This is a genomic window from Streptomyces avicenniae (assembly GCF_000719135.1).
In the GTDB taxonomy this organism is placed as follows: domain Bacteria; phylum Actinomycetota; class Actinomycetes; order Streptomycetales; family Streptomycetaceae; genus Streptomyces; species Streptomyces avicenniae.
Genome location: NZ_JOEK01000012.1, coordinates 146,307 through 166,161, shown reverse-complemented (window position 1 = coordinate 166,161; position 19,855 = coordinate 146,307). Strand labels below are relative to the sequence as shown.

At 71.6% G+C, this 19,855-nt stretch carries 14 protein-coding genes; 10 read left to right on the top strand and 4 right to left on the bottom strand.

All coding sequences use genetic code 11. The features are described from left to right. Positions 1-64: 64 nt before the first annotated feature. The 10 genes from acnA to dxs all read left to right on the top strand — a co-directional run bounded on the left by acnA (position 65) and on the right by dxs (position 14,350). Positions 65-2,782, top strand: a complete 2,718-nt coding sequence (acnA, locus tag IF27_RS21060) for an aconitate hydratase AcnA (protein ID WP_052851244.1) — start codon at positions 65-67, stop codon at positions 2,780-2,782. A 167-nt stretch (positions 2,783-2,949) separates the two neighbouring features. Continuing rightward, positions 2,950-3,378, top strand: coding sequence for a hypothetical protein (locus IF27_RS21055; protein ID WP_052851243.1), 429 nt, complete (start codon positions 2,950-2,952; stop codon positions 3,376-3,378). A gap of 447 nt (positions 3,379-3,825) precedes the next feature. After that, entirely contained in the window at positions 3,826-5,241 is a 1,416-nt protein-coding gene (ngcE, locus tag IF27_RS21050) for an N-acetylglucosamine/diacetylchitobiose ABC transporter substrate-binding protein (RefSeq protein ID WP_052851242.1), read from the top strand. 77 nt (positions 5,242-5,318) lie between these two features. Next, positions 5,319-6,335, top strand: a complete 1,017-nt coding sequence (locus tag IF27_RS21045) for a carbohydrate ABC transporter permease (RefSeq protein WP_223291139.1) — start codon at positions 5,319-5,321, stop codon at positions 6,333-6,335. A gap of 13 nt (positions 6,336-6,348) precedes the next feature. Further along, entirely contained in the window at positions 6,349-7,224 is an 876-nt protein-coding gene (locus tag IF27_RS21040) for a carbohydrate ABC transporter permease (RefSeq protein ID WP_052851241.1), read from the top strand. Positions 7,225-7,536: 312 nt separating this feature from the next. Next, the gene (locus tag IF27_RS21035; RefSeq protein ID WP_052851240.1) at positions 7,537-8,712 is read left to right on the top strand and encodes an ROK family transcriptional regulator; all 1,176 of its coding nucleotides are present in this window, start codon (positions 7,537-7,539) and stop codon (positions 8,710-8,712) included. A 301-nt stretch (positions 8,713-9,013) separates the two neighbouring features. Then, positions 9,014-10,126 (top strand): sugar ABC transporter substrate-binding protein, encoded by a 1,113-nt coding sequence (locus IF27_RS21030; protein ID WP_052851239.1) that lies wholly within the window; start codon positions 9,014-9,016, stop codon positions 10,124-10,126. A 125-nt stretch (positions 10,127-10,251) separates the two neighbouring features. Continuing rightward, complete coding sequence (locus tag IF27_RS21025; RefSeq protein ID WP_052851238.1) at positions 10,252-11,043, top strand: ATP-binding cassette domain-containing protein; 792 nt, start codon at positions 10,252-10,254, stop codon at positions 11,041-11,043. Next, a complete protein-coding gene (locus IF27_RS21020; RefSeq protein ID WP_052851237.1) occupies positions 11,036-12,265 on the top strand; it encodes a sugar ABC transporter permease in 1,230 nt (409 codons plus the stop codon). The genes IF27_RS21025 and IF27_RS21020 overlap by 8 nt, the downstream gene beginning before the upstream one ends. Positions 12,266-12,442: 177 nt before the next feature. Next, positions 12,443-14,350 carry a 1-deoxy-D-xylulose-5-phosphate synthase gene (dxs, locus tag IF27_RS21015; protein ID WP_052851236.1) on the top strand — a complete coding sequence of 636 codons (1,908 nt, stop codon included), beginning with the start codon at positions 12,443-12,445 and terminating at the stop codon, positions 14,348-14,350. A 24-nt stretch (positions 14,351-14,374) separates the two neighbouring features. On the opposite strand, the gene IF27_RS21010 is transcribed toward dxs, so the two are convergent. The 4 genes from IF27_RS21010 to IF27_RS20995 form a co-directional block, all read right to left on the bottom strand. Then, the gene (locus IF27_RS21010; protein ID WP_052851235.1) at positions 14,375-14,782 is read right to left on the bottom strand and encodes a VOC family protein; all 408 of its coding nucleotides are present in this window, start codon (positions 14,780-14,782) and stop codon (positions 14,375-14,377) included. A gap of 180 nt (positions 14,783-14,962) precedes the next feature. Beyond that, positions 14,963-17,095, bottom strand: a complete 2,133-nt coding sequence (locus tag IF27_RS21005; protein ID WP_052851234.1) for a 3-hydroxyacyl-CoA dehydrogenase NAD-binding domain-containing protein — start codon at positions 17,093-17,095, stop codon at positions 14,963-14,965. A 46-nt stretch (positions 17,096-17,141) separates the two neighbouring features. After that, complete coding sequence (locus tag IF27_RS21000) at positions 17,142-18,356, bottom strand: thiolase family protein (RefSeq protein WP_052851233.1); 1,215 nt, start codon at positions 18,354-18,356, stop codon at positions 17,142-17,144. 116 nt (positions 18,357-18,472) lie between these two features. Next, on the bottom strand, positions 18,473-19,735 hold the full coding sequence (locus IF27_RS20995) for an HRDC domain-containing protein (protein ID WP_052851232.1): 1,263 nt from the start codon (positions 19,733-19,735) through the stop codon (positions 18,473-18,475). Between the last annotated feature and the right edge of the window lie 120 nt (positions 19,736-19,855).

Sequence of the window (19,855 nt, the reverse complement as noted above, 5' to 3'; positions counted from 1 at the left end):
CCGCATGGTGCGAACGGCAGGATTGCCGTGTAACGCGCGAATCCATGTGGTGAAGGAGACAGTCGTGTCGGCCAACAGCTTCGACGCACGTGACACCTTGCGGGTGGGCGACGAGTCGTACGAGATCTACCGGCTGGACAAGGTGCCGGGCTCGGGGCGCCTGCCGTACAGCCTGAAGGTGCTGCTGGAGAACCTGCTCCGCACCGAGGACGGGGCCAACATCACCGCGGATCACATCCGCGCCCTGGGCGAGTGGGACGCGAGCGCGCTGCCGAGCCAGGAGATCCAGTTCACGCCCGCCCGCGTGATCATGCAGGACTTCACCGGCGTGCCCTGCGTCGTGGACCTCGCCACCATGCGCGAGGCCGTCCGCGAACTCGGCGGCGACCCGGCCCGCGTCAACCCCCTGGCGCCCGCCGAGCTGGTCATCGACCACTCCGTCATCGCCGACCGCTTCGGCACCGCCGACGCGTTCCAGCAGAACGTGGAGCTGGAGTACGGCCGCAACCGCGAGCGCTACCAGTTCCTGCGCTGGGGCCAGAGCGCGTTCGACGAGTTCAAGGTCGTCCCGCCGGGCACCGGCATCGTCCACCAGGTGAACATCGAGCACCTCGCCCGCACCGTCATGGTCAGGAACGGGCAGGCGTACCCCGACACCCTGGTCGGCACCGACTCGCACACCACGATGGTCAACGGCCTCGGCGTCCTCGGCTGGGGCGTCGGCGGCATCGAGGCCGAGGCGGCCATGCTCGGCCAGCCCGTCTCCATGCTGATCCCGCGCGTCGTCGGCTTCAAGCTCACCGGCGAGCTGCCCACCGGCACCACCGCCACCGACCTCGTGCTGACCATCACCGAGATGCTGCGGGCGCACGGCGTCGTCGGCAAGTTCGTCGAGTTCTACGGCGAGGGCGTCGCCGCCGTGCCGCTGGCGAACCGCGCCACCATCGGCAACATGTCGCCGGAGTTCGGCTCGACCGCCGCGATCTTCCCGATCGACGCCGAGACCATCAGCTATCTGCGCCTGACCGGCCGCGACGCCCAGCAGCTCGCGCTCGTCGAGGCGTACACCAAGGAGCAGGGGCTGTGGCACGACCCGGCCGTGGAGCCGGAGTTCTCCGAGTACCTGGAGCTCGACCTCGCCTCCATCGTGCCGTCGATCGCCGGTCCGAAGCGCCCGCAGGACCGCATCGCCCTCACCGACGCCAAGCGCAAGTTCGGCGAGGACGTCCGCGTCTACCTGCCGACCACCGACGTGGACGAGGCGGGCAAGGAGTCGTTCCCGGCGTCCGACTCCCCTGCCGTCTCGAACGGCGTCGCCAGCCGCCCCGTCACCGTCACGGCCCCCGACGGCAGCACGTACCAGATCGACCACGGCGCGGTCACCGTCGCCGCGATCACCTCCTGCACCAACACGTCCAACCCCTCGGTCATGATCGGCGCCGCGCTGCTCGCCAAGAAGGCGGTCGAGCGCGGCCTCACCCGCAAGCCGTGGGTCAAGACCACCCTGGCGCCCGGCTCCAAGGTCGTCATGGACTACTACGACCGCGCCGGGCTCACCCCCTACCTCGACAAGCTGGGCTTCAACCTGGTCGGGTACGGCTGCACCACCTGCATCGGCAACTCGGGCCCGCTGCCCGACGAGGTGTCCGCCGCCGTCAACGAGAACGACCTCGCCGTCGTCTCCGTGCTCTCCGGCAACCGCAACTTCGAGGGCCGCATCAACCCCGACGTCAAGATGAACTACCTGGCGTCCCCGCCCCTCGTCGTCGCCTACGCCCTCGCCGGTTCCATGACGGTGGACATCACCAGCGAGCCGCTGGGCACCGGCACCGACGGCGAGCCGGTCTACCTGAAGGACATCTGGCCGAGCGAGCACGAGGTCGAGGAGGTCGTCGCCTCCGCCATCGGCCAGGAGATGTTCGGCCAGAGCTACGCCGACGTCTTCGCGGGCGACGCCCAGTGGAACGCGCTGTCCATCCCGACCGGCAGCACCTTCGAGTGGGACCCCGAGTCCACCTACGTCCGCAAGCCCCCGTACTTCGAGGGCATGGGCACGGACCCGGAGCCCGTCACCGACATCGCCGGGGCCCGCGTCCTCGCCAAGCTCGGCGACTCGGTGACCACCGACCACATCTCCCCGGCCGGTGCCATCAAGGCCGACACCCCCGCCGGGAAGTACCTCACCGAACACGGCGTCGAGCGCCGCGACTTCAACTCGTACGGTTCCCGCCGCGGCAACCACGAGGTCATGATCCGCGGCACCTTCGCCAACATCCGGCTGCGCAACCAGATCGCCCCCGGCACCGAGGGCGGCTACACCCGGGACTTCACGCGGGACGGCGAGGTGTCCTTCATCTACGACGCCTCGCGCAACTACCAGGAGGCGGGCACCCCCCTGGTCGTCCTCGCGGGCAAGGAGTACGGCTCCGGCTCGTCGCGCGACTGGGCGGCCAAGGGCACGGCGCTGCTGGGCGTGCGCGCGGTCGTCGCCGAGTCGTACGAGCGCATCCACCGCTCGAACCTGATCGGCATGGGCGTCCTGCCCCTCCAGTTCCCGGCCGGGCAGAGCGCCGACGCGCTCGGCCTCACCGGCGAGGAGACGTTCGAGATCTCCGGCATCACCGCGCTGAACGACGGCGGCGTCCCGGAGACCGTGCGCGTCTCCACCGACACCGGGGTCACGTTCGACGCCGTGGTGCGCATCGACACCCCTGGCGAGGCGGACTACTACCGCAACGGCGGCATCATGCAGTACGTGCTGCGCCAACTCGCCGCTTCCTGACCTGACATGGACGAGCGCCCTGCCCCCGCACCTCACGCGCGGGAGCAGGGCGCTCGCGCGCGCGACGGGCGGAAGGCGCGCAGCCTGCGATGACGAGGAGCCCCGGCATCCCCCATCCGGAGGTCGAGCAGCGGCCTCCATCGGACCTCCGAAGAGCAGGCATCCCCATGGCGACCTGGCGCTCCTCCGACCTGAGCAAGCACTCCGCCGAGGCCGAGGACCACCCTGTGACGCCGACCCGGCGCGACGGCGAGGCTCTGGTCCCGATGTCGTTGCGCGAGGCCGAGGGCCGTGCCGACGTGCTGGACTTCGCCGCGCAGCTCCTCACCGTCACCCTGGACGACCGCGGCTCGCTCGCCGAGCGGATGTCCCACGCCTTCCCTTGGACGCTCGCGCTGTCGCCTGCCGACCGGGAGTCCTGCGCGCGGGACCTCGTCGATGCGGCACGCGCGTCGTTCTCCACCGATCGGCCGCACCACGCGATCGCGGAGCTGACCTCCTGGCGGGAGACGGCCACCGCCGTCGCGGCCGGGCTCAGCAGCGACAGCGGCAGCCTGGAGTGGCTTGACGACGAGGAGACCGTGGAGCGTCCGTAGCCGCGGTGGCCGCCAGGGGGCGCGACCTCGTCGCCACGATCCGCGACACCAGGGCGGAGAACTGGACAAGCAGGAGGGCTTCGCGGCGTCGCGCCACATGGCCGGTGAGCGCGCATCCGACAGGATCACGGACGCGAAACACTGACTCCTCCTCACCGCCCTGCGGCCGGAACGCGTTGACGTACATACGCCTTTCGCTGATTCGCAAGTGACGGGTGTGATTCGATAATGCGCATGTGGCGAAAGCGCCTTCACGTCCCAAACGCACGGGCCGCCCGCATTTGACGATGCGGGCGGCCCGTTCCGTGTGTCCCGGAGATCTCAACTCGGGAAAGTATCCCGTCCTCGGGGGTCGGCGATCTTCCCCGCCCGCGGCAAGTGGACTATACCTGTCGGGAATCCGGGCGGGTCTTTCCCGCGCGGCCCCACGAAGGCGAGGACTCGAACATGAATTCCGGTCCGTACCTCCCGCGCAGGACACTGATCAGGAGATCCGCCGCTGCGGGTCTGTTCACGATTCCGGCGGTAAGCGCCCTTTCCGCCTGCGCCAGCGGCGGCGGTGACGACGACTCGAACGCGGAACGCGGCGAGGTCACCGAGAACAACCCCTTCGGCGTGACCGACGCCGAGCTGGAAGTCGTCATCTTCGACGGCGGGTTCGGCGACCAGTACGCCCTCGACGCAGAGGCCCTCTACTCCGCCGCCCACGGCTCCGTCACCCACGACAAGACGCAGGAGATCCAGAGCCGGCTCCAGCCGCGCATGGTGCAGGGCGACCCGCCCGACGTCATCAACAACTCCGGCGCCCAGGCGATGGACATCGCCGCCCTCATCCGCAACGAGCAGGCGTACGACCTGACCGAACTCCTCGACGCCCCCTCGCTGGACGACCCCTCCGTCACCGTCCGCGACACCCTGATGCCGGGCACGATCGAGATGGGCCAGTTCGGCGGCCAGGAGATGTACCAGCTCAACTACGCCTTCACGGTCTACGGCCAGTGGTACTCCCGCACCGCCCTCGACCGCATCGGCGCCGAATACCCGCAGACCTGGGACGAGATGCTCGCCGTCTGCGAGGCCGCGCGCCGCGAGGGCATGGCCGGCTGGACGTACGCCGGTGTCTATCCCTACTACTTCAACTTCACGCTCTACCCCTTCATCGGCAAGATCGGCGGCCCCGAGGTCCTCCAGGCCATCGACAACCTGGAGCCGAACGCCTGGCGCCACGACGCCGTCCGCGCCGCCTTCGAGGCGTACCACGAGCTGACGGCGCGCGGTTACGTCCTCCAGGGAAGCCCGGGGATGACGCACGAGGAGTCCCAGGACGAGTGGAACCAGTACCGCGCCCTGTTCATCCCGAACGGCTCCTGGGTCGAGAACGAGGCGCGCGCCAACACCCCGCCCGACTTCGACATGGCCGTCGGCGCGCCGACCGGCCTGGACTCGTCCGACGCGCTGCCGTTCGGCGCGCTGTGGGCCTCGGGCAGCGAGCCGTTCCTCGTGCCCGCCCAGGCGGACAACACGGCGGGCGGCCTGGAGTTCCTGCGCATCATGCTCGGCCGTGAGTCCGCCAGGAACTTCACCGAGCTGGTCTCCTCCCTCGCCTGCGTGCGCGGCTCGGCGGACGGCCTCGAACTGCCGCCCGGCCTCACCAGCGCGGGCGAGGTCCTCGAAGCCGCGGGCGACAACATCCTGATCCCCCGCATGCCCGACTGGTACCGGCAGCTCAACAACGAGGAGATCGGCGGCGCCATCGCCGAGATGATGGCCGGTGAGATCGAGCCCGACGAGGCGATCACCCGCTGCCAGCGCGCCGCCGACGCCGCCGCACAGGACGACTCCATCCAGAAGTTCACGCGCTGAGGGGCGGCATGGAAGGCGTAACGAGTGCGGAACGGGCGGCGCCGGGCACGGTCCCGGCGCAGGGGGGCCCGCCACCCGTGCACACCGAGACGCCGGACCGGCCCTCGCCGGTCCTGCGGCTGCTGTTCGTCGCGGCGCTGTTCACCCCGCCCCGCTGGACCCCCCGCCGGGTCAGGTACGACCGCCGCTACCGGCGGCTGGACCAGTACCGGTTCGTCGCGTGGTTCCTCTCCCTCCCGCTGCTGGTCTACCTGCTCTTCGTCATCTCGCCTTTCGTGCAGGCGTTCTTCTACTCGATGACGGACTGGACCGGATTCAGCAGCAGTTACACCTTCACCGGTTTCGAGAACTACGAACGCCTCTGGAACGACGACGCGTTCTGGGACGCCGCGCGCAACAGCGTGCTGCTGCTCGTGGCCGCCCCGCTGATCACGCTCGGCCTCGGCCTTTTCTTCGCCTTCATGCTCAGCGCGGGCGGCAGGAAACGCCGGGACCAGGCGATCTCCGGGGTGACAGGATCCGGGATGTACAAGATCGTCTATTTCTTTCCGCAGGTCCTCTCCCTCGCGATCATCGCGGTGATCTGGACCCGTATCTACAGCCCCCGCAGCGGAATTCTGAACGAGGGTCTCGGCGCCGTCGGGCTGGACTCCTGGCAGCGCGAGGACTGGCTCGGCGGCGACGTCGCCCGCTGGTGCGTCCTGGCGGTCCTGTGCTGGTCGTTCGTCGGGTTCTACGTCGTGCTGTTCTCCGCGGCGATGAGTTCCATCCCGACGGAGGTGTACGAGGCGGCGCTGCTGGACGGCGCCGGGCGGCGCGTCACGTTCTTCCGCATCACCTTCCCGCTGACCTGGGACACCGTCAGGACCGGCTGGATCTACATGGGCATCCAGGCGCTCGACGCCTTCGCCCTGGTCAGCGTCATGGTGCCGGAACACGGGATGGACGTGATCCCCAGCTACCTCTACGACAAGGCGTTCCGCGACGGGCAGGCCGGGTACGCCACGGCGATCGGCGTCGCCCTCTTCCTCATCACCCTCGTCTTCTCGGCCCTGATGATGCGCGTGGGCCGACGGGACCGCATCGAGTTCTGAGGAGAACCACGCGATGAGCAACACCCGCTCCGGCGAGGCCGCCGAGAGGCGCGCCGACACGGGCGGCGGCGTGCTGAACGTCTTCGCCCACTCGTTCCTGGTGCTGTGGGCCGTGCTCGCGGCCGGACCCGTGCTGTGGGTCGTCGTCTCCAGCTTCCGGCCGCACACCGACCTGGTCTCCGACCCGTTCGGCCTGCCCACCGATCTCGCCTGGGACAACTTCTCGAACGCCTGGACGTCCGCCGACATCGGCCGGTACACGCTCAACTCGGCGATCGTGCTGTGCGGTTCACTGACCGGGACGATGCTGCTCGGGTCGATGGCCGCCTACGTCCTGGCCCGTTTCACCTTCCCGGGCAACCGGACCGTCCATCTGCTGTTCACCGGCGGCATGATGTTCCCCGTCTTCCTCGCGATCGTGCCCCTCTTCTTCGTCCTGGACAACTTTGGACTTCTGAACACACGTCAGGGCCTGATCCTCGTCTACATCGCCTACTCCCTGCCGTTCACCGTCTTCTTCCTCGTCTCCTTCTTCCGTACGCTCCCCGGCGCGGTGCAGGAGGCCGCGACGCTCGACGGCGCCTCGCACACGCGGACGTTCTTCCAGATCATGATGCCGATGGCGCGCCCCGCCCTGATCAGCGTGGGGATCTTCAACTTCCTCGGCCAGTGGAACCAGTTCGTCCTGCCACGTGTCCTCAACGTGGGCGACCCCGACGACGCGGTGCTGCCCCAGGGGCTGGCGGCCCTCATGGTGCAGCAGGGGTACGAAGGGGACTGGGGCGCCCTGTACGCGGGCGTGTCCATGGCGATGCTCCCGGTGCTCGCGGTCTACGTCGCCTTCCAGCGGCAGGTCCAGACCGGTCTCACGGCGGGCGCGGTCCGGTAGGGCCCGTCGTCCGGATCTTCCCCGGACCGCGCCGTCGGCCACGGCGCCGCGCCGCGTCGTCCCCTCGCGCGCGGACGACCGTGGCCGACGACGCGGTCCGGCCCCACACGATCCGGAGGACGGCCCCCGGCCGGGCGCCTCCGGGCGCGGCGCGAGGGCGTCGTGCCCGGGGGAAACCGGTTTCCCTTCCGTTCCCCCATACCGGGCCCTGAGTTCATATAGTGGGCGCGGCGCCGTCTCCCGCCACCCATGCTCGGGGCGGCCGGTGGGTCCACAGATGTGCCCGCCAGGCAAACGGAAGTGGAGTGAGCCGTGGAGACTCCTGGGTCGCAGTCCTCGCTGCACCGGGCCAACCTGGAACGTGTCGTACGCGCGGTCCGGGCCGCCGGTTCGCTGACCCAGGCGGACATCGCCAGGACCACCGGACTGTCCGCCGCCACCGTCTCGAACATCGTTCGGGAGTTGAAGGACCTCGGCACGGTGGACGTTCGGACGACCTCGGCCAGCGGCCGTCGCGCCCGCAGCGTCTCGCTGTCCACGGACGCCGGGATTGTCGTGGGGGTGGACTTCGGCCACTCGCACCTGCGGGTCGCGGTGGGGAACCTGGCGCACCAGGTGCTCGCCGAGGAGGCCGAGCCGTTCGACGTGGACGCCTCGGCCGACGAGGGCTTCGACCGGGCCGAGAAGCTGGTCGGACGGCTGCTGACCATGGCAGGGGTGGACCGCCGCAAGATCATCGGCATAGGCCTGGGGGTCCCAGGCCCCATCGACCTGGACACGGGGGCGCTCGGCTCGACCGCCATCCTGCCGGGGTGGCGCGGGATCAGCCCGCGCGAGGAGCTGGAGGCGCGCACCGGCGTCACCGTGCACGTGGACAACGACGCGAACCTCGGCGCCCTCGGCGAGCTGGTCTGGGGCAGCGGGCGCGGCTCGCGTGACCTGGCCTACATCAAGGTCGCCAGCGGTGTCGGCGCCGGTCTGGTGATCAACGGGCAGATCTACCGGGGTCCTGGCGGCACGGCGGGAGAGATCGGTCACATCACGCTGGACGAGTCGGGCCCGGTCTGCCGCTGCGGCAACCGCGGCTGCCTGGAGACGTTCACCGCCGCCCGGCACGTCCTGCCGCTGCTGCACAACAGCCACGGCACGGACCTCACGATGCACCGCGTCGTGCAGCTCGCCAGGGAGGGCGACCCCGGCTGCCGCCGGGTGATCGCCGACATCGGCCGCCACATCGGCACCGGCGTCGCGCAGCTGTGCAACCTGCTCAACCCGAGCCGCGTCGTCCTCGGCGGCGACCTGGCCGAGGCGGGGGAGATCGCGCTCGGCCCGATCAGGGACGCGGTCGGGCGGTACGCGATCCCCAGCGCGGGCGGCGGGCTCTCGCTGGTCACCGGGGCGCTCGGCGGCCGGGCGGAGGTCCTGGGGGCGCTGGCCCTCGTCCTGCGGGAGATGGGCGACGGCCTGCTGCTGGGCCCGGCCGACTGAGATCCGCCCCGCGCGGGGCGTGGCCAGGGGCGGCCCGCCGGTCCGACCGGTCGGACCCGTCAACAAGAAGTAAAGAGAAGGTAAGTAAACAGAATTCCCCGGGAACCGCCGGGTATCCACGGCCTCGGGGCCGCCTTTTACCCCGTGAAGCCATGATCGAAACGGCTGCGACACCTGAGCGCAAAAGTCTCGGTTCGGTTGACACTTGCTTTAAGTCTTGACGGCAAGGGTTACCCAGGAGTTAGCTCATCGCCGACCCACGGCCGCAAAGTAGCGGCCCGAGAGGGAGGCGAAGCCAACCATGCGTCGTTACATGAGATTTGCCGCTATCGGGGCCACGTCCGTTGTCATGACCGTCGCGCTCGCCGCCTGTGGCGAGGCCGGCGGCGACGACAACAGCGGTGACGGAGGCGGCGAAGGCGGCGGCGGCAGCGAGAGCGGGACCATAGGTCTGCTCCTGCCCGAGGACCGCACCACCCGGTACGAGGCGTTCGACCGGCCGTACATCGAGGACAAGATCGCCGAGCTGTGTGAGGGGTGTGACGTCCAGTACTCCAACGCGGGCGAGGACGTCAACACGCAGAAGCAGCAGTTCGACGCCATGCTCACGCAGGGCGTGGACGTGATCATCCTCGACGCGGTGGAGTCCACCTCCACCAGCGCCTGGGTGGAGGAGGCCGCGGCCGAGGGCGTCCCCGTCGTCGCCTACGACCGCCTCGCCGAGGGCCCGATCGACGCCTACGTCTCCTACGACAACGTCCGCGTCGGCGAGCTCCAGGGCCAGACGCTCCTGGACGCGCTCGGCCCCGACGCCGAGGGCGCCAACGTCGTCATGATCAACGGCTCCCCGACCGACCCGAACGCCGCCATGTTCAAGGAAGGCGCGCACTCGGTCATCGACCAGTCGGCCAACGTCGTCTTCGAGCAGGACGTGGACGGCTGGCAGGCCCCCGACGCCGGCCAGGACATGACCGACGCCATCGAGGCCCTCGGTGACGACGGCTTCGACGCCGTCTACGTCGGCAACGACGGCATGGCCGCCGCCGTCATCACCGCCCTGGAGTCGGCCGGTATCACCGACGTCCCGGTCGGTGGCCAGGACGCCGAGCTGGCGGGCCTGCAGCGCATCGTCGCCGGTCAGCAGTCCTTCACGATCTACAAGGCCCTCCAGCAGGAGGCGGAGACCACCGCCGAGATCGCCGTCGCGCTGCTGCGCGGCGAGGACATCGCGGACCTGGCTCCCGACAGCGCCGACAGCCCGACCGACAGCGGCATCCCCTCCCGCCTGTTCGACCCGGTCGCCGTGACCGTGGACAACATCCTGGACACCGTGGTCGCCGACGGCTTCTACACCGTCGAGGACATCTGCACCGCCGAGTACGCGGACGCCTGCGCGGCGGCCGGCATCAGCTGAGCCGCCCCACGCACCCGGTCACGGTCCGCCGCCCCCGCCCGGCGCGGCGGACCGTGCCCCGGACCCGCGTCCTGCACCCGCGCCCTCCCGGGAGAGGGCCACCCCCCAAGGAGCTGACTCCTGCCATGACCGCCACCGCCGCACCCGTTCTGGCTCTGCGCGGCGTCTCCAAGCGGTTCGGCGCCGTCCAGGCGCTCACCGACGTCGATCTGGAGATACGCCCCGGCCGCGTGACCGCCCTCGTGGGCGACAACGGAGCGGGTAAATCCACCCTCATCAAGACCATCGCCGGGGTCCACGCGATCGACTCCGGCACCATCAGCTGGAAGGGCAAGGACGTCCGCGTCGCCCGCCCGGCCGACGCGCAGGACCTGGGCATCGCGACCGTCTACCAGGACCTGTCGCTGTGCGACAACCTCGACGTCGTCGCCAACCTCTTCCTCGGCCGCGAGGTCCGCCGCTGGGGCGTCCTCGACCAGGTCACGATGGAGAAGCGCTCCCGCGAGCTGCTCGACAGCCTCTCCATCCGCATCCCCAGCGTGCGCATCCCCATCGCCTCGCTCTCCGGCGGTCAGCGCCAGGTCGTCGCCATCGCGCGCGCCCTGGTCGGCTCCCCCGAGGTCGTCATCCTCGACGAGCCCACCGCCGCGCTCGGCGTCGAGCAGACCGCGCAGGTCCTCGACCTCGTCGAACGGCTGCGCGAGCAGGGCCTCGCCGTCGTGCTCATCAGCCACAGCATCGCCGACGTGCGCGCGGTCGCCGACGAGGTGGCCGTCCTGCGCCTCGGCCGCAACAACGGCGTCTTCGACGTGGCCACCACCACCGGCGAGGACATCATCGCCGCCATCACCGGCGCCACGGACAACGCGGTGACCCGCCGGCGGACCCGGAAGGACGGCTCGGACAGCCATGAGTAAGGACCTCGCACCCGACCCGCGGCTCCTGGTCCGCGAACGCGGTCTGGCCGGCTACGTCGAGGACTTCAGGCGCCGCCTGCGCGGCGGCGAACTGGGCTCCCTGCCCGTCATCATCGGCATGATCGTCATCGCGATCGTGTTCGAGGCGCAGACCGGCTCGTTCCTCACGCCGCGCAACCTCACCAACATCTCGGTGTACATCGCGGGCCCCGGCATCATGGCCGTCGGCATCGTGCTCGTGCTGCTGCTGGGCGAGATCGACCTGTCGGTGGGCTCCATGGCCGGTCTGTCCGCCGCCCTGTGGGCCGTCCTGTCGGTCAGCAACGGCGTCAACGACCTCGTCGCCATCGTGCTCGCCATCGGCGCGGGCGCCGTCGTCGGCTCCGTCCACGGCTTCTTCTTCGCGAAAGTCGGCGTGCCCGCCTTCGTCGTCACCCTCGCCGGATTCCTCGGCTGGAGCGGCGTCCAGATCTGGGTCATGGGCGACGAGGGCACGATCAACATCCCGCGCGACAGCTTCGTACGGGACCTGAACAGCTTCTACTTCAGCGACATCGCCGCCGCCTACGTCCTGGCCGCCGTCGTCACCGGCGGCTACGTGTTCGCGCTGTGGCGGCAGGAGCGCCGCCGCCAGGCCGCCGGGCTGCCCACCCGCCCGACCAGCGAGATCGCCCTGCGCGGCGCCCTCGTCGCCGCGGCGGCGTTCATCACGGCGTACACGCTGAACCAGCACCGCGGCCTGCCCCTGGCGCTCGTCATCTTCCTCGTGGTCCTGCTGCTCGCCGACTTCATGGTCAGGCGCACCACCTACGGGCGGCAGATCTTCGCGGTCGGCGGCAACGCCGAGGCCGCGCGCCGCGCCGGTATCAACGTGGACCGCGTCCGGCTGACGGTCTTCGTCATCGGCGGCGCCCTCGCGGCCCTGGGCGGCCTCTTCTACGCCGCCCAGGCGGGTGGCGCGTCCAAGAGCCTCGGCTCCGGCAACCTCCTGATGAACGTGATCGCCGCCGCCGTCATCGGCGGCACGAGCCTGTTCGGCGGACGCGGCTGGATCTGGTCGGCGCTGCTGGGCACGCTGGTGATCCAGTCCATCACCACGGGCCTGAACCTGATGGGCATGTCGAGCGAGATCCAGTACATGATCACCGGCGCGGTCCTGCTGCTCGCCGTCGTCCTCGACTCCGTCTCCCGGCAGACCCAACGGTCCGCAGGACGAACATGATGCGGCACCAGCCGCACATGACCCGGTAGAAAACGGGCAGAGAGCGACCCGGGCACCGCACGGTGGCCCGGGTCGTTCCGTCCGAGGACGTATCCGCGATCCTCACGCCGCGGTGGAAGGCCGGTCACACTAAACTCGACGGACGGCCGTCCTAACAGCCCGACGCAAGGAGGAACGGTGCCCCTGCTGACCGGTATCTCGGGACCGCGCGATCTCGACCGGCTCACCCCTGAGCAACTGGTGGAGCTCGCCGGGGAGATCCGCTCCTTCCTCATCGACGCGGTCGCCAGGACGGGAGGCCATCTCGGCCCCAACCTCGGCGTCGTGGAACTCACCATCGCCCTGCACCGCGTGTTCGACTCGCCGTCCGACCGCATCCTGTGGGACACGGGCCACCAGTCGTACGTCCACAAGCTGCTCACCGGGCGCCAGGACTTCTCCGCCCTCCGCGCCCGCGGCGGCCTCTCCGGCTACCCGTCCCGCGCCGAGTCCGAGCACGACACCATCGAGAACAGCCACGCCTCCACGGTCCTCGGCTGGGCCGACGGCCTCGCCAAGGCGTACCAGCTGCGCCGCGAGGACCGCCAGGTCGTGGCCGTCACCGGCGACGGCGCCCTCACCGGCGGCATGGCCTGGGAGGCGCTGAACAACATCGCCGCCGCCAAGGACCGCCCGCTCGTGATCGTCGTCAACGACAACGAGCGCTCCTACGGCCCCACCATCGGCGGCCTCGCCACCCACCTCGCGACGCTGCGCACCACCGCCGGGTACGAGCGCTTCCTCGCCAGGGGCCGGCAGATGCTGGAGAAGACCCCGGTCGTCGGCCGCCCGCTCTACGGCACGCTGCACGGCGCCAAGAAGGGCCTGAAGGACGTCATCGCGCCGCAGGGGCTCTTCGAGGACCTCGGCATCAAGTACGTCGGCCCGATCGACGGCCACGACATCCAGGCGCTTGAGGCGGCCCTCCAGCGCGCCAAGCGCTTCGGCGGGCCCGTCATCGTCCACTGCCTGACGGAGAAGGGCCGCGGCTACCAGCCCGCCCGCGACGACGAGGCCGACCAGTTCCACGCCGTCGGCGTCATCCACCCCGACACCGGCCTGCCGGTCTCGGTCGCGGGCGCCGACTGGACCTCCGTCTTCGGCGACGAGATCGTCCGCGTCGGCCGCGAACGCCCCGACGTGGTCGCCGTCACCGCGGCGATGCTCCGGCCGGTGGGCCTCGCGAAGTTCGCCGAGGAGTTCCCCGAGCGGGTCTACGACGTCGGCATCGCGGAACAGCACGCCGCCGTCTCCGCCGCAGGGCTCGCCTCCGGCGGCCTCCACCCGGTGTTCGCGGTCTACGCGACGTTCCTCAACCGCGCCTTCGACCAGCTGCTCATGGACGTCGCCCTGCACCGCTGCGGCGTCACCTTCGTCCTGGACCGCGCGGGCATCACGGGCCCCGACGGTGCCTCGCACCACGGCGTGTGGGACATGTCGATCCTCCAGTGCGTGCCCGGCCTGCGGCTGGCCGCCCCGCGCGACGCCGAGCAGCTGCGCCTGCAACTGCGCGAGGCCGTCGAGGTGAAGGACGCCCCCACCGTCGTGCGCTACTCGCGCGGCAAGGTCGGCGCGCCCGTCGCGGCGGTCGGCACGGTCGGCGGCATGGACGTCCTGCGCCGGGCGGACTCCGGCGACGAACGCCCCGACGTGCTCATGGTGTCCGTGGGCGCCCTCGCGCCCGCCTGCCTCGAAGCGGCCGAGCTGCTGCACAGCCAGGGCATCACCACCACCGTGGTCGATCCCCGGTGGGTCAAGCCCGTGGACCCGGCGCTGCCCGGCCTCGCGGCCGAGCACCGGGTCGTCGTCACGGTCGAGGACAACAGCCGCGCGGGCGGCGTCGGTTCGGCCGTCGCACAGGCCCTGCGCGACGCCGACGTGGACGTGCCGCTGCGCGACTTCGGCGTCCCCGAGCGGTTCCTCGGCCACGGCAGCCGCGAGCAGGTGCTCGCCGAGGTCGGCCTCACCGGGCCCGACATCGCCCGCCAGGTCACCGGCCTGGTCGCCCGCCTCACCGGCTCGGTGGACGCGACGACCGGCGCCTGACGCACGCCGCGACCCCGGCCGCCGTCAGGCCCCCTGCACGGCGGCCGGGTCCATGTACATGACCTCCCAGTGGTGCCCGTCCGGGTCCAGGAAGCTGCGGCCGTACATCGGGCCCTCCTCGAACGGGTCCATCGCCGCGGAGCCGCCTGACGCCAGCGCCCGGTCGGCCAGCTCGTCCACCGCCGCGCGGCTGTCCGCGCTCAGCGTGACGATCGACTCGACGGTGGTGGCCGTGTCCGCGAGGGACCTGCGGGTGAAGTTCTTGAAGAACGGCTCCGTGAGCAGCATCACGAAGATGTCGTCGCTGATCACGAGACAGCCCGCGTTGTCGTCGGAGAACTGGGGGTTGAACGCGTACCCCAGGTCGGTGAAGAACCGCCTGGAACGCGTCAGGTCCTTCACGGGCAGGTTCACGAAGATCTTGGTGGACACGAGGGTCGTCCTCTCTGCGGTGCTCCGGGCCGCCCAGCGCGACCCCACACCCTGTACGACCCCGGCCGCCGCCGGAACTCATCGCCCGCCGCCGCACTTTCTCCGGCGGCCCGCCGCCACACGGCGGCGCCCGGCCCGCCCCGAGGACGGACCGGGCGCCGCCCGGTGGTACGCGCCGCGTCAGGCGGCCGGGACGCTCGCCACGCCGCGCGGCAGCAGCCGCCGCCCGAGCACCCGCTCCGACACACCCGCCCGGTCCAAGTAGGGCGTGATCCCGCCCAGGTGGAACGGCCAGCCCGCGCCGGTGATCAGGCACAGGTCGATGTCCTGCGCCTCGGCGACCACGCCCTCCTCCAGCATCAGGCCGATCTCCTCCGCGATCGCGTCCAGCGCACGCGTCCGCACCTGCTCCTCCGTCAGCGCGGCCGAGCCGGTCTCGAACAGCGCCGCCACCTCCGGGTCGAGGCGCGGCTCACCGCCGCCCGGCAGGTACAGCGTCCGCTTCCCCGCGGCGACGACGCGCGCCAGGTTCGGCGAGACCGCGAACCGCCCCGGGTACGCCTCGTGCAGCGTCCCGGCCACGTGGTGCGCCACGGCGGGCCCCACCAGGTCGAGCAGCTGGATCGGCGACATGGGCAGGCCGAGCGGCGCGAGCGCGCGGTCGGCGACGTCGGCGGGCGTCCCCTCGTCGATCGCCCCCAGCACCTCGCCCATGAACCGCGTCAGGACGCGGTTGACGACGAACGCGGGCGCGTCCTTCACGAGCACGGCCGACTTCCGCAGCTTCTTCGCGACGCCGAACGCCGTCGCCAGCGCCCCGTCGTCCGTCCGCTCGGCCCGCACGATCTCCAGCAGCGGCAGCACGGCCACGGGGTTGAAGAAGTGGAAGCCCACGACCCGCTCCGGGTGCTTCAGCCCGGCCGCCATCGCCGTCACGGACAGGGACGACGTGTTGGTCGCCAGCACCGCGTGCTCGGGGACGACGGCCTCCAGCTCGGCGAAGATCCGCTGCTTGAGTCCCAGTTCCTCGAAGACGGCCTCGATGACGAAGTCGGCGTCCGCGAACGCCGCCGCGCGGTCCAGCTCACCCGTGACGGCGGCCTTCAGCCGGTTCGCCTTGTCGCCCGACAGCCTGCCCTTGGCCCGCAGCGCGTCGATCTCGCCGTGCACCCAGGCCACGCCCTTGTCGATCCGCGCCTGGTCGATGTCGGTGAGCACCACCGGCACCTCCAGCCTGCGCGCGAACAGCAGCGCGAGCTGCGAGGCCATCAGCCCGGCGCCCACGACGCCGACCTTCGTCACCGGCCGCGCCAGGGACTTGTCCGGCGCGCCCACCGGCCGCTTGGCGCGGCGCTGCACCAGGTCGAAGGCGTACAGGCTGCTGCGCAGCTCGTCGCCCATGATGAGGTCGGCCAGCCCCTCGGTCTCGGCCGCGAAGCCCGCGTCCAGGTCGCCGCCGCGCGCCAGCGCGATGAGGTCGAGCGCCCGGTACGCGGCGGGCGCCGCGCCGTGCACCCTGCCGTCGGCGATCGCCCGGCCGCGCGCCAGCGCCGCGTCCCACGCCGCGCCGCGGTCCACCTCGGGGCGGCCGACGACGAGTTCGCCGCGCAGCACGGCCGACGTCCAGGCGAGCGACTGCTCCAGGAAGTCGGCACCCTCGAACAGCGCGTCGGCGATGCCGAGTTCGTGGAACGCGGCGCCGCTGAGCGTGCGGTTCTGCGCCAGCGCGTTCTCCACGATCACCGTGACGGCCCGGTCGGCGCCGATCAGGTTCGGCAGCAGCGTGCAGCCGCCCCAGCCCGGCAGCAGCCCCAGGAACACCTCGGGCAGCGCCAGCGCCCCGGCCGCCGCCGAGACCGTGCGGTAGGTGCAGTGCAGCCCGACCTCGACGCCGCCGCCGAGCGCCGCGCCGTTGTAGTACGTGAAGGACGGCACGCCCAGCGCGCCGAACCGGCGGAACACCTCGTGCCCCGCCGTGCCGATGGCGACCGCCTCGGCGCGCTCGCCGAGCACGCCGACGCCCTTCAGGTCGGCGCCGACCGCGAAGACGAACGGCTTGCCCGTCAGCCCGACGCCGACGATCTCCCCGGCGGCGGCCTCGGCCGCGACCTGGTCGAGCGCCGCGTCGAGACCGGCCAGCGACCGGGGGCCGAACGTCGTCGGCTTCGTGTGGTCGAAGCCGTTGTCCAGCGTGATCAGCGCGAACCTGCCGCCGCCGTCCGGCAGGTCGAGATGCCGGACGTGCGCCTGCGTGACCACTTCACCGGGGAACCGCTCCGCCGCGCCCCGCAACACCTCAGCGACCCCGCTCACGGGCGTCCTCCGTTCACTCGTCCTGGCTCTGCGGCTACCCCGTGCGTCACCGGTTCCCCCACTGCGGGTTCTCCCAGATGACGGTCGCGCCCATGCCGAAGCCGACGCACATGGTGGTGAGGCCGTACCTGACCTCGGGCTGGTCCTCGAACTGCCGCGCGAGCTGCGTCATCAGCCGCACGCCCGAGGAGGCCAGCGGATGGCCGAACGCGATCGCGCCGCCGTACCGGTTGACCCGCGCGTCGTCGTCCGCGATGCCGTAGTGGTCGAGGAACGCGAGGACCTGCACGGCGAACGCCTCGTTGATCTCGAACAGGCCGATGTCCTCGATGCCGAGGCCCGCCCGCGCGAGCGCCTTCCTCGTGGCGGGCACCGGGCCGTAGCCCATCACCTCGGGCTCGACCCCGGCGAACGCGTAGGACACGAGCCGCATCTTCACCGGCAGGCCCAGCTCGCGCGCGACCTCCTCGGCGGCGATGACGGACGCGGTCGCGCCGTCGTTGAGCCCTGCCGCGTTGCCCGCCGTGACGCGGCCGTGCGGGCGGAACGGCGTCTTCAGCCCCGCCAGGCCCTCCCGCGTCGTCCCCGGGCGCATCGGCTCGTCGGCCGTGGCGAGCCCCCAGCCGGTCTCCCCGGCGTCGGGCGACGTACGCCGCACGGCCACGGGCACCAGGTCCGCCTGGATCTTCCCGTCGGCGTACGCCTTGGCGGCCTTCTCCTGGCTGCGGACCGCGAACTCGTCCGCCCGCGCCCGGTCGAGGTGCGGGAAGCGGTCGTGCAGGTTCTCGGCCGTCATGCCCATGAACAGCGCCGAGTCGTCCACCAGCTTCTCGGAGACGAACCGCGGGTTCGGGTCAACGCCCTCGCCCATCGGGTGACGGCCCATGTGCTCGACGCCGCCCGCGATCGCGATGTCGCCCGCGCCGAAGGCGAGCGAGGCCGCGCTCGTCGTCACGGCGGTCAGCGCACCGGCGCACATACGGTCGATGGAGTACCCCGGGACGCTGCTGGGCAGCCCGGCGAGGATCGCGGCGGTACGCCCGAGGGTGAGGCCCTGGTCGCCGATCTGCGTGGTCGCGGCCACGGCCACGTCGTCCACGCGCTCGGGCGGCAGCTGCGGATTACGGCGCAGCAGTTCCCGGATGCACTTGATGACCAGGTCGTCGGCGCGGGTCTCGTGGTAGATGCCCTTGGGCCCCGCCTTGCCGAAGGGGGTACGGACGCCGTCCACGAAGACGACGTCCCTGACGTTACGCGGCACGATGGCACTCCTCAGGCCGGACCGATCCTTCCGCCGCCATGCTACTCGCCGGTAACCGACGAGCGCCAGGCACGGAGGGGTCCGGCTCGCGCGTGTGCCCGCGCGGGCCGCCCCGCTCAGTCCGCGGAGGCGATGGCCTTCGCCAGCAGGGGCGCGGTCTGCTCGATCTGCCACTCGCGCGCGCCCAGGGCCCGCAGGGCCGTCGTGACCGCCTCGGAACTCCGCTCCGCCGGGGGCTCCCAGCACAGGCGCCGCACCACGTCGGGCGAGACCAGGTTCTCCTGCGGCAGCCGCAGCTCCTCCGCGTGCGCCGTGACGGCCGCGCGCGCCGCCGCCAGCCGGGCGGCGGCCACGGGGTCCTTCTCCGCCCACGCGCGGGGCGGCGGCGGGCCGGTGACCTGCTGGCCCGGCTGCGGCAGCTCCGCCTCGGGCAGCTCGCGCACCTGGTCGATGGCCTCCTGCCACTGCTGGAGCTGCCTGCGCCCCATGCGGTGCCCGAAGCCGTGCAGCGCGGCGAGGGCCCGGGTGTCGGCGGGCATCGCCTGCGCGGCGGCGACGATGGCCGCGTCCGAGAGCACCTTGCCCGGCGACAGGTCGCGCCGCTGCGCCACCTGGTCACGCGCCGTCCACAGCTCCCGCACGACGGCGAGCTGTCTGCGCCTGCGCACCTTGTGCACCCCCGACGTACGCCGCCACGGGTCCTTGCGCGGCGCGGGCGGGGGAGCGGCGGCGATGGCGGCGAACTCCTCAAGCGCCCAGTCCAGCTTGCCCTGCTGGCGCAGCTCCTCCTCCAGGGCGTCCCGCAGGTCCACGAGCAGTTCGACGTCCAGGGCCGCGTAGCGCAGCCACGGGTCGGGCAGCGGGCGGCTCGACCAGTCCACGGCCGAGTGGCCCTTCTCCAGGCTGTAGCCGAGGACCGTCTCCACCATGACCCCGAGGCCGACGCGGGCGAATCCGGCGAGCCGTCCGGCCAGCTCCGTGTCGAAGAGGCGGGTCGGCACCATGCCTATGTCCCGCAGACAGGGGAGGTCCTGCGTCGCCGCGTGCAGCACCCACTCGGTGCCCGCCAGCGCGTCCCCCAGCGGGGTGAGGTCGGGGCAGGCCACCGGGTCGATCATCGCCGTGCCCGCGCCTGCGCGGCGCAGCTGCACGAGGTACGCGCGCTGCCCGTACCGGTAGCCGGAGGCCCGCTCCGCGTCCACGGCGACCGGACCGCTCCCCGCCGCGAACGCGGCCACGACCTCGGCGAACGTCTCGTCGTCCGCGACGACCGGCGGCACGCCTTCCCGAGGGGCCAGCAAGGGGACCGGGGCCGGTCCCGACGGCTCGGGTTCACTCGTTCCTGTGGTCACGTCGGCGGTCTGCTGGGCGTCGGTCACCAGTCAAGACTAACTCTGTGCGCACGGTGCACAACGTCTCTCCGCACCACAGGTGCCCGCCCCCGGCAGTGCGGGGGCGGGCACCTGTGGCTGTGCTCCGCGTCGATACGGCGGGCCGGG

What these genes read in the sequence shown, in the direction of transcription:
- IF27_RS21055 (WP_052851243.1), top strand. Translation starts at nt 2,950, where the DNA reads ATGGCGACCTGGCGCTCCTCCGACCTGAGCAAGCACTCCGCCGAGGCC.
- ngcE (WP_052851242.1), top strand. Translation starts at nt 3,826, where the DNA reads ATGAATTCCGGTCCGTACCTCCCGCGCAGGACACTGATCAGGAGATCC.
- IF27_RS21040 (WP_052851241.1), top strand. Translation starts at nt 6,349, where the DNA reads ATGAGCAACACCCGCTCCGGCGAGGCCGCCGAGAGGCGCGCCGACACG.
- IF27_RS21030 (WP_052851239.1), top strand. Translation starts at nt 9,014, where the DNA reads ATGCGTCGTTACATGAGATTTGCCGCTATCGGGGCCACGTCCGTTGTC.
- IF27_RS21025 (WP_052851238.1), top strand. Translation starts at nt 10,252, where the DNA reads ATGACCGCCACCGCCGCACCCGTTCTGGCTCTGCGCGGCGTCTCCAAG.
- IF27_RS21020 (WP_052851237.1), top strand. Translation starts at nt 11,036, where the DNA reads ATGAGTAAGGACCTCGCACCCGACCCGCGGCTCCTGGTCCGCGAACGC.